Annotated in this window: 7 protein-coding genes; 5 read left to right on the top strand and 2 right to left on the bottom strand. The window is 67.3% G+C overall.

The window, feature by feature from the left end; translation table 11 throughout:
- Positions 1 to 97 precede the first annotated feature (97 nt).
- Together MJ785_RS14855 and MJ785_RS14850 are read right to left on the bottom strand one after the other, a co-directional pair.
- Positions 98 to 1171: a class I SAM-dependent methyltransferase gene (locus tag MJ785_RS14855; protein ID WP_239381389.1), complete on the bottom strand. Its 1074-nt coding sequence runs from the start codon at positions 1169 to 1171 to the stop codon at positions 98 to 100.
- Positions 1168 to 1866 carry an RraA family protein gene (locus tag MJ785_RS14850; RefSeq protein WP_239381387.1) on the bottom strand — a complete coding sequence of 233 codons (699 nt, stop codon included), beginning with the start codon at positions 1864 to 1866 and terminating at the stop codon, positions 1168 to 1170. Before MJ785_RS14850 ends, MJ785_RS14855 begins: the two co-directional genes overlap by 4 nt.
- Positions 1867 to 2045: 179 nt before the next feature.
- Between MJ785_RS14850 and MJ785_RS14845 the strand changes: the two genes are divergently transcribed.
- The 5 genes from MJ785_RS14845 (at position 2046) to MJ785_RS14825 (ending at position 7789) form a co-directional block, all read left to right on the top strand.
- Positions 2046 to 3110 carry a RimK family alpha-L-glutamate ligase gene (locus MJ785_RS14845; protein ID WP_239374621.1) on the top strand — a complete coding sequence of 355 codons (1065 nt, stop codon included), beginning with the start codon at positions 2046 to 2048 and terminating at the stop codon, positions 3108 to 3110.
- 48 nt (positions 3111 to 3158) lie between these two features.
- A complete protein-coding gene (locus MJ785_RS14840; protein ID WP_239308742.1) occupies positions 3159 to 5045 on the top strand; it encodes an NAD(P)/FAD-dependent oxidoreductase in 1887 nt (628 codons plus the stop codon).
- Positions 5046 to 5489: 444 nt separating this feature from the next.
- Positions 5490 to 6851, top strand: coding sequence for a cation:proton antiporter (locus MJ785_RS14835; protein WP_239381385.1), 1362 nt, complete (start codon positions 5490 to 5492; stop codon positions 6849 to 6851).
- A gap of 294 nt (positions 6852 to 7145) precedes the next feature.
- Positions 7146 to 7391 carry a type II toxin-antitoxin system VapB family antitoxin gene (locus tag MJ785_RS14830; RefSeq protein WP_239308744.1) on the top strand — a complete coding sequence of 82 codons (246 nt, stop codon included), beginning with the start codon at positions 7146 to 7148 and terminating at the stop codon, positions 7389 to 7391.
- Complete coding sequence (locus MJ785_RS14825) at positions 7388 to 7789, top strand: PIN domain nuclease (RefSeq protein WP_239308745.1); 402 nt, start codon at positions 7388 to 7390, stop codon at positions 7787 to 7789. The genes MJ785_RS14830 and MJ785_RS14825 overlap by 4 nt, the downstream gene beginning before the upstream one ends.
- The last annotated feature ends 10 nt before the right edge of the window (positions 7790 to 7799 follow it).

Here is a 7799-nt window from a genome sequence, read left to right as displayed (position 1 = left end):
GTCGGCCCCGGTAGAACACCGCTACCGGGGCCTGGGCCGCCTCGCGACGCATCCGTCTGGGCACCCGACGTACCCCGACGACTCCCGGCGGCGACCGCTAGGGCTTCGTCCCGACGGCGACCAGGGCGAAGCGGGGCAGGACGCACCGCCATTGCGACGGGCCCAGCCGCTCGACGACGCATTCACCGACATGGTCTCCCCTGCCGTCGAACCGGAATATCTGGCGGGCGAGTTCGAACGCCATCATCGAGGCGCCCTCGGGCCCATGAGCCGCCACCAGCTTGTCCAGCCCGTACATCCGCACCAGGTAGTGGCCCAGCGCGGCCTGTGCCGCCCGTTCCGAGGCAGCGGTCACCACGATCGGGTCGAACATCCAGTTCGTCGTCACCGTGCGGAAACCGGAGCGCACAAGATACTCCCGCATCTGCTCAGTGGTGAAGTGCGCATAGCGGTGACCGGTCGCGGACTGTTTGTCCACGACATCCAGGAACCAGGCCGCCACGGGCGACCCGTCGGCAAAGTCGTGCAGCACGAACCTGCCCCCGGGCCGCAGCACTCGCCACGCCTCGTCGGCCACGTCCTGTCGCTCCGGCTCCGGTATGTGGTGGCTGCCGTATGCGAGGAGCACACCGTCGACGCTTCCCGAGCGGAATACCTGCCGCTGGGCGCGCTGCCGGACCGCCGGAACACCCGCCGCCCACGCACGGGCGACCATGAACGAGGCCGCGTCACAGGTGACGACCGTCGCGTCGGGCATGTCGGGACGCAGACAGACCCGGTGGAGCAGCCCATCGCCGCCCAGCAGGTCCACAATGACCGGCCGATCGCCGCCCGCTGGGCCGATCACCAGGGCCATGAGGTGCCGGATACCGATGATCCGCGCCTGCGGGTGTGCCTGTTGGGCGTCGACGTAGCTTTCGCCTCGGCCGCCATGCCTCGCGGAACCGAAGTCGTCACGCTCCCCATCAGCGGCTAGGCCGAGGGCGCGTTCCTCGTCGATCAGCGCGTACACGTGCGGCCAGGTCTCTCGTAACGCCCGGAGCTGGGATCGCTGGTCCCCCGGGTCAGCCCGAGGCAGAGCATGCCCCGTCATCTCCTGCCTCGGGACCGCGTGGGCGGGCCGATGTACCGTGCGGGCCGATTCCCCGGTGATGGCATCCTGCCCCGTCATGCCCGGCCTCCCCGCGCGGAGGCGCCGAGGCGGTGGTAACCGTTGGCGGCTCGGGCCTCGGACAGCGGTATGCCTGCCCGCACCGCGGCGAGTACCCGGCCCTCCAGATCATCGATCCGGCGGATCTCGGTGGCGAGGGCGTCGACCATCCCGGCCGGGGCAACGACGATTCCCGATTCGTCCGCACACACCCAGTCTCCTGGAGCGACGGAGGTGCCCCGTACGGTGACCGGCTCCTGCATAGCAGCCAGTCTGACCCGGCCGCGCCCGGACATGACGCAGGTGGCCGCGGCCCAGATCGAGTAGCCGATCTCGGCGCTGCCCGCGACGTCCCGGCAGGCTCCATCGATCACCGTGCCCGCGACGCCGCGCGCATGGGCAACTGTGGTGACCAGGTCGCCCCACACCGAGCACCAGTCACGGCCCGCATTGTCGATCACGATGACGGCCCCGGCGGGCACGTCGTCGACGAAGTCGCCGATGCTGCCCGGCGAATCCGCGGACACGACTTCATAGCGCAGAGTGAAAGCGGGCCCCACGACCAGCCCGCTTCCGGTCAGCCGACGCAGACCGGTCACCGCGCCGTCACGATGGAGGGCGTCCATCGCGTCGGCGATCGTCGAACAGGTAACGGTGTCGTTCAGGCTCCATAGCAGGGAGCCGCTGACGTCTTTGGGTGAATTCGGGTATGGCACCTCGTCTACATCCACGGTTCGGACAGTGCTTCGTCGTGGCCGTCCCAGACAAGGTTCCGGCGCCAAACCCAGGGCGCCGGGCAGGATCTCGGCAGCCGGGGGCCGGCGGCGGCATCGCGTGTCGTGGACACCATCCGTTAATTCGGTGTCATCTGGCCTTAACTCCGACGTGGACACGGATGTCCGCCCAGGACGGTGCTACTAGCGTCTCCGTTGTTGCCGCGGTGATCATCGCCGTTGGCCGTCTGACAGCGGAGGGCATCCGGGTGACTCGACGACGCCGAATCGCGTACCTTTGTCTTACGGTCCCACACGACGACCTTCCCGATGTGGAGGCCGCCTTCGCCCGGCACGACACGGATGTGGAGATCGTCAAGCTTGCCGATGCGGATCAGATCAACTGGAGCGGCATCGACCTGCTGAGCCTGCGCATGCTGCGCTATTTCCATCTGGAGCCGGATCTGATCCCGCGTATCGACGCGCTCTGCGCGCGGGTGCGGGCGAACGCCCCTGGCGGCCTTCCGGTGGTCAACCCGCCCGGACTCGTGGCCAGGGGGCTGGACAAGTTCGACTATCTGCCCAGGCTCGCCGACGCTGGGGTCCCTGTCGTGCCGACTGAGTGGGTGTCCCGGGGGACGCCGGTCACCCTCCACGCCATCCTGGAGCGGACCGGGTGGCGGCGCGCCGTGGTCAAGCCGACGCTGTCGGCTCGCGGCTGGAACGCCTTCCGGGTGACCCGGGCCGAAACCCCGACTGATGACCCCGACCCCACCGCGGACCATCCACACTTCACGTTGCCCGATGCTTCCGACGCGGTGGCTGGGAGCAACGCCGAGCGCCGGTTCGCCGAGCTGACCGCGATGACGACAGTGAGCGTGCAGCCCTTCGTCGATGAGATCACCACTCGCGGCGAGACATCCTTCGTCTTCATCGGCGGACGGTACAGCCATGCGATCGCCAAGTCGGTTGCCGAGAACGGCTGGATTGCGCACGAGTCCTTCGGCGGCGTCAACAAGCGTCTCGAGGCCACACCCGCACACATCGCCTGGGCCGAGGAGCTGCATAGCCTGCTGTGCTCATGGTTCGAGCAGCTGCGGTACGCACGGATCGACACTCTGCCCGCCCCGGACGGCAGCCTGCAGCTATTGGAATGCGAGTTGGTGGCCCCCCGGCTGTTCCTGCGTGAGGGCGGTGCGTTGGACCGCTATGCCCGCAGCATGCTCGGGGTCGCCGCAACAGCCTGAACCGCAACAGCCTGAACCGCAACAGGCATGACCTGAGGAGAGCGGCACATGGACAGCCTTGCGCACCCGGCGACGACGGAAGTGACGCGTACCGAGGTTGTAGTGGTGGGAGCGGGCATGGTCGGGCTGCTCGCCGCGCTGGGACTGGCGAAACGCGGGATGGACGTGACGGTCATCGATGACGTGGTCAACCAAAAACCCAGCTACAAGGTGGGCGAGTCGTTCCTGGTCTCCACCGGAGTTCCCCGTATCATCGGTGATCTTGATGACTTCCTCAACGACGATTGTTTCGTCAAGCTGGGTGTCTGGTTTACCTATGGGGCCCACGGCCAGCGGGAGTTCCGGCCCAAGTCGGAATGGGTCGTCGCCGCAATGTCGGAGTTCACGCTGCGGGAGATGCATGACGACTTCCGTGACCACTACTTATATAAGATCGCAAAAAACAAGCTCGCGTTCCGCGCGCTAGTGGTCGACCAGCAGATCTGCCGGCCCGACACGGAAGAGCTGCTGCGCAAGTCCGTGCACAGCAGGCACAATATCCGCTTCCTGGACGCCGCCCGGGTGACCGGCGTTGAGATCGCGGGGACCGGCACCGACGCGCATCTGGTGACCTGGGCCGACCACTCCGCGAAGACACAGGGCAGCGTCCACGCCAACTGGGTCATCGACTGTTCCGGCCGGACCAGGATGTTAGCGAGCAAGCTGGGTCACCGCGCCGAATCACGGGTGCTCAACGACGGCTTCCAGACCACAGCTCTGTGGGGGCAGTTCGCCGGCATCACCGACGAGATGTTCGAACCGGTGTGGCGGTACACCACCGCGGACGGCACCTCCACCCGCAGAGACCTGTACACCCTGCACCTGTGGGGCGACGGCCACTGGATCTGGGTGATCCGGCTCTCGGGAGGCCGGGTGAGCGTCGGCATCACCTACGACCAGAAAAAGCCGCCGAAGAAAGGCGGCCCCAAGGACCAGTTCTTCGCGGCGCTGGCCGAATACCCGGTCTTCGACGGAGTGCTCAGCCGGGAGAACCTGCTCGAGTTCCGTATGTACCGCAACGTGCAACACGTGACGGACACCTTCGTCCACCCCAGGCGGTACGCGATACTCGGCGACGCGTCCTCGATTATCGATGCCTACTACAGCCAGGGACTGGGCCAGTCCTGCCAGACCATGTGGCATGTCTCGAACATCATCGAGAAGGATCTCCGGCACGCCTGCCTCGACACCGGCTACATCGACCGGGTCAACAGGGCGACCTGTGAGGATTGGCTGACCATCAGGAGCTTCGTCCAGGAGAAGTACAGCGGCGCCATCGCCGACCCACGCTTCTTCCTGCTGTCACACATGCTCGACTGGGCGGTCATCTGGTCGACCGGGACAGCCCGGTACCGCTGGACGAACTGGCTGGCGGCGACCGGCGGTGACACCTCCAAGGAGGACGAGACCAGCAGGAAGGACCGGGAGTTCTGCGAGAACCGCCTGTTCTATTCGAGGGGACAGCTGGGGCACTGGACGACGGAACGGGCGTTCCGCCGTCGAGTGGAACGTTTTCAGGCCACGCTCGGCGAGCGGGCCCGGTGGCGGCTCGAGCACGGCATCACGGGCCCCAGTGTGTTCTGCCAGCTGTCGCTGACCCGTTGCCTGCCGCGTGGTACATGGCGGCTGCTTGGCAAGCCGAGCTCGGCGCGGGTGGAGATCTCCGGGCCGGACTTCGTCGCCCCAAGAAAGCTCCGCAAGCCGTGGGCGCGCTCGTGGGTCAACGCGCTGCCGCTGACCGCGTCACAGCGATTCTCACTCGTGCTGAAGGTACGCGCTCCCCTGCTCGCGACGCTGTTTCTCGCCTGCTACGCGCTGGACGCGGCCGACACCGCGCGGCGCAAGGCGCTGCACCGGCTCCGCGGCGGGCGCCGGCCAGCACGAACGGAGCCATGACGTCGAAAACCGGAGCTGATCGAGGTTGGCAACCGCAGCACGGCTTCATGCGTGGTCGGTACGTTATTCACGATCTGCGTTTGGATTTCCGCCTTAGTGGTCGGCGCTGGAAGTCCTTCGGGGGTTGTCGGATGTCAGGTGGATGCGTCGCGAGGCGGAGGAGGTCCCGGTAGCGGTGTTCTACCGGGGCCGACGACAACGAAGCGAGGCGCCGCCTGGCGCCGGCAGGCCCTGGATGAACTTCCGGCGCCGACCACTTAGAGCGCCCGAGGATAGGGCGTTCGATCAGCGAGCGGCTCATCCGCGCCCGATCCGGCAAGGCGGCGGAGGAAGGCGCCCTGGTGGTGGGCGCCGACTGACGACAACGCGGCCGGGCGGGATGCGGGGAGCCGCGAGCCGGACAGTCCTATCCTCGGGCGCTCTTACCTTCTGGCAGGAGTGGTGATGGCCTACGCGTCCGGTCCGGTGGCCACGCTGTCGTCGCAGGTGCTTCTCATCTTCCTACTCCAGATCGCTGTTCTGCTCGGGCTTGCTCATCTCCTGGGCCGGGCGGCAACGCGGCTCGCCATGCCCGCCGTGGTGGGTGAACTGGTCACCGGCGTGCTGCTCGGGCCGTCCCTGCTCGGCACGCTCGCGCCCGGTTTCGCCGGCTGGCTGCTGCCGGCGCGCGCTGACCAGTTCCATCTGCTTGACGCTGCCGGTCAGCTCGGCGTGATTCTGCTGGTCGGTTTCACCGGGATGGACATGGACATCCGGCTGGTGCGCCGCCGCAGCCTGACCGTCGTCCGAGTCGGCCTCGCCGGGCTACTGGTTCCAGTGGGCCTCGGAGCTGCGGGGGGACTGCTGCTGCCGGACTCGCTCGTCGCCGACGGCGCCAATCGGCCGGTGTTCGCGATGTTTCTTGGTGTCGCGCTGGGCGTCAGCGCGATCCCGGTCGCCGCGAAGATCCTTATTGACATGCACCTGCTGGACCGTAACGTCGGCCAGCTCATCTTGGCCGCGGCCGCGGTCGACGACGCGGTCGGATGGTCGATGCTTTCGGTGGTGTCGGCGATGGCGACCACGGGCGTGCATGGCGGTGACATCGCCGTGCCGGTCGTGAGCGTGCTGGGCACGGTGCTGGTCGCGCTGGTGGCCGGCCGGCCGCTGGTCCGGGCCGCGCTTCGGTTCGCCGGGGCCGCGCGGGACGGCAGCGGCTGCATCCCGGTTGTCACGGTGTTGATCCTTGCCGCGGCTGCCGCGACGGACGCGTTGAAACTGGAGGCAATCTTCGGCGCCTTCATCGCCGGCATCGTCGTCGGGTCCAGCCGGGACTTCATCCCCGACCGGGTCGCGCCGCTGCGGACGGTGGTACTCACCGTACTGGCTCCGATTTTCTTCGCCACGGCCGGGCTACGGGTCGACCTCGGCATGCTCACCGATCCGCCGGTCCTCGCCGCCAGCCTGGTGGTGCTGCTGCTCGCCGTCGCGGGCAAGTTCGGCGGTGTCTACCTCGGTGCGCGGGCCGGTCGGCTCGGCCACTGGGAGGCGCTGGCGCTCGGCGCGGGGCTCAACGCCCGCGGGGTGATCGGCTTGGTGGTCGCCGCGGTGGGGCTCCGCCTCGGCGTGTTGGGCACGGCGGCCTACACGGTGGTGGTCCTGGTGGCGCTTGTCACCACCGTCATGACTCCGCCGATCCTGCGGATCACGATGCGACGGGTCGAGCGGACCGTCGACGAGACCCTGGCCCAGCAGCTGGACCCCGCCGCCGGCACAGGGGCGCACCTTCCAGGGCCGGACGTTGGAAGCCGCCGCCCGCAAGCGTGAGCGGGTCCTAGCGGAAGTTTCCTAGCGGGACGTCGCGGCCGCGGCGACCGACCGGCTCAACGAGAGCGTCTTCGCCAACCCGGATCTGTCCTCTGACCAGATCACGTCGCTCGTTGACATCCTGCGGGAGTTCCGCGGCCGTGCCGGTGACTTCTGAACCGGCCGCCGTCGGTCCACGCACATCCCGACCCGGCGGTATTTGCCTGATGTACCGACCTTGTCACGATCCGATCCGGTGCGTATCGTCGTCTTTGGATCTGCTGACAAGCAAAATACACAGGGGTGTGTATGTTAATGACCATGACGGACGTGCGGACCAACATCGTTGTCAACGACGAGTTGATCGAAGAGGCGATGCGCCTCTTCGGCGTGAACACGCGGCGCGAAGTCGTAGATCTTGCTCTGCGGCATCTCGTCAGCCGTGCGACCTTCCGACGTCGGGCACTGGCCATGGAAGGCATGGGGTGGGAAACGGACATGGACGAGATCCGCCCGGGCTTTGTGTCCAATCTCCAAGGGGCGTCGGTGGAGGATCGATGATCCTGGTTGACACATCCGCGTGGGTCGAGTTCTTCCGTAAGACCGAGTCATCGGTCCATCGGCGGTTGCACCATCTGATCGACGAGGAGGCATACCTCGTGACCACGGAGATCGTCCGTTTCGAGGTTCTCGCCGGTGCCCGGTCCGACACGCATCACCTTGAGCTGCTGGAGCTGCTCGCGCCCCTGCCCGTCCTTCCTCTTCGCGACAGCGGTGACTATGAGGACGCCGCGGGTCTGTACCGATCCGCTCGGCGTGATGGCGTGACGGTCCGGGTGCTGACCGACTGCCTCATCGCGCAGGCGGCTGTCAAGGCCGATGCGAGCCTGTTGCATGCCGACCGCGACTTTGACAACCTCGCCCGGGTCACCGATCTGCGTATCGAGCCGGTGGAGTGACCTGTCGGCC

The sequence above is a fragment of the Protofrankia sp. CiT1 genome, from assembly GCF_917627335.1.
Classification (GTDB): domain Bacteria; phylum Actinomycetota; class Actinomycetes; order Frankiales; family Frankiaceae; genus Protofrankia.
This window is presented reverse-complemented; position numbering and strand designations above follow the sequence as displayed.

Coding starts and splice junctions, on each gene's coding strand:
- MJ785_RS14855 (WP_239381389.1), bottom strand. CDS start 1,171: ATGACGGGGCAGGATGCCATCACCGGGGAATCGGCCCGCACGGTACAT.
- MJ785_RS14845 (WP_239374621.1), top strand. CDS start 2,046: ATGTCCGCCCAGGACGGTGCTACTAGCGTCTCCGTTGTTGCCGCGGTG.
- MJ785_RS14840 (WP_239308742.1), top strand. CDS start 3,159: ATGGACAGCCTTGCGCACCCGGCGACGACGGAAGTGACGCGTACCGAG.
- MJ785_RS14835 (WP_239381385.1), top strand. CDS start 5,490: ATGGCCTACGCGTCCGGTCCGGTGGCCACGCTGTCGTCGCAGGTGCTT.
- MJ785_RS14830 (WP_239308744.1), top strand. CDS start 7,146: ATGACCATGACGGACGTGCGGACCAACATCGTTGTCAACGACGAGTTG.
- MJ785_RS14825 (WP_239308745.1), top strand. CDS start 7,388: ATGATCCTGGTTGACACATCCGCGTGGGTCGAGTTCTTCCGTAAGACC.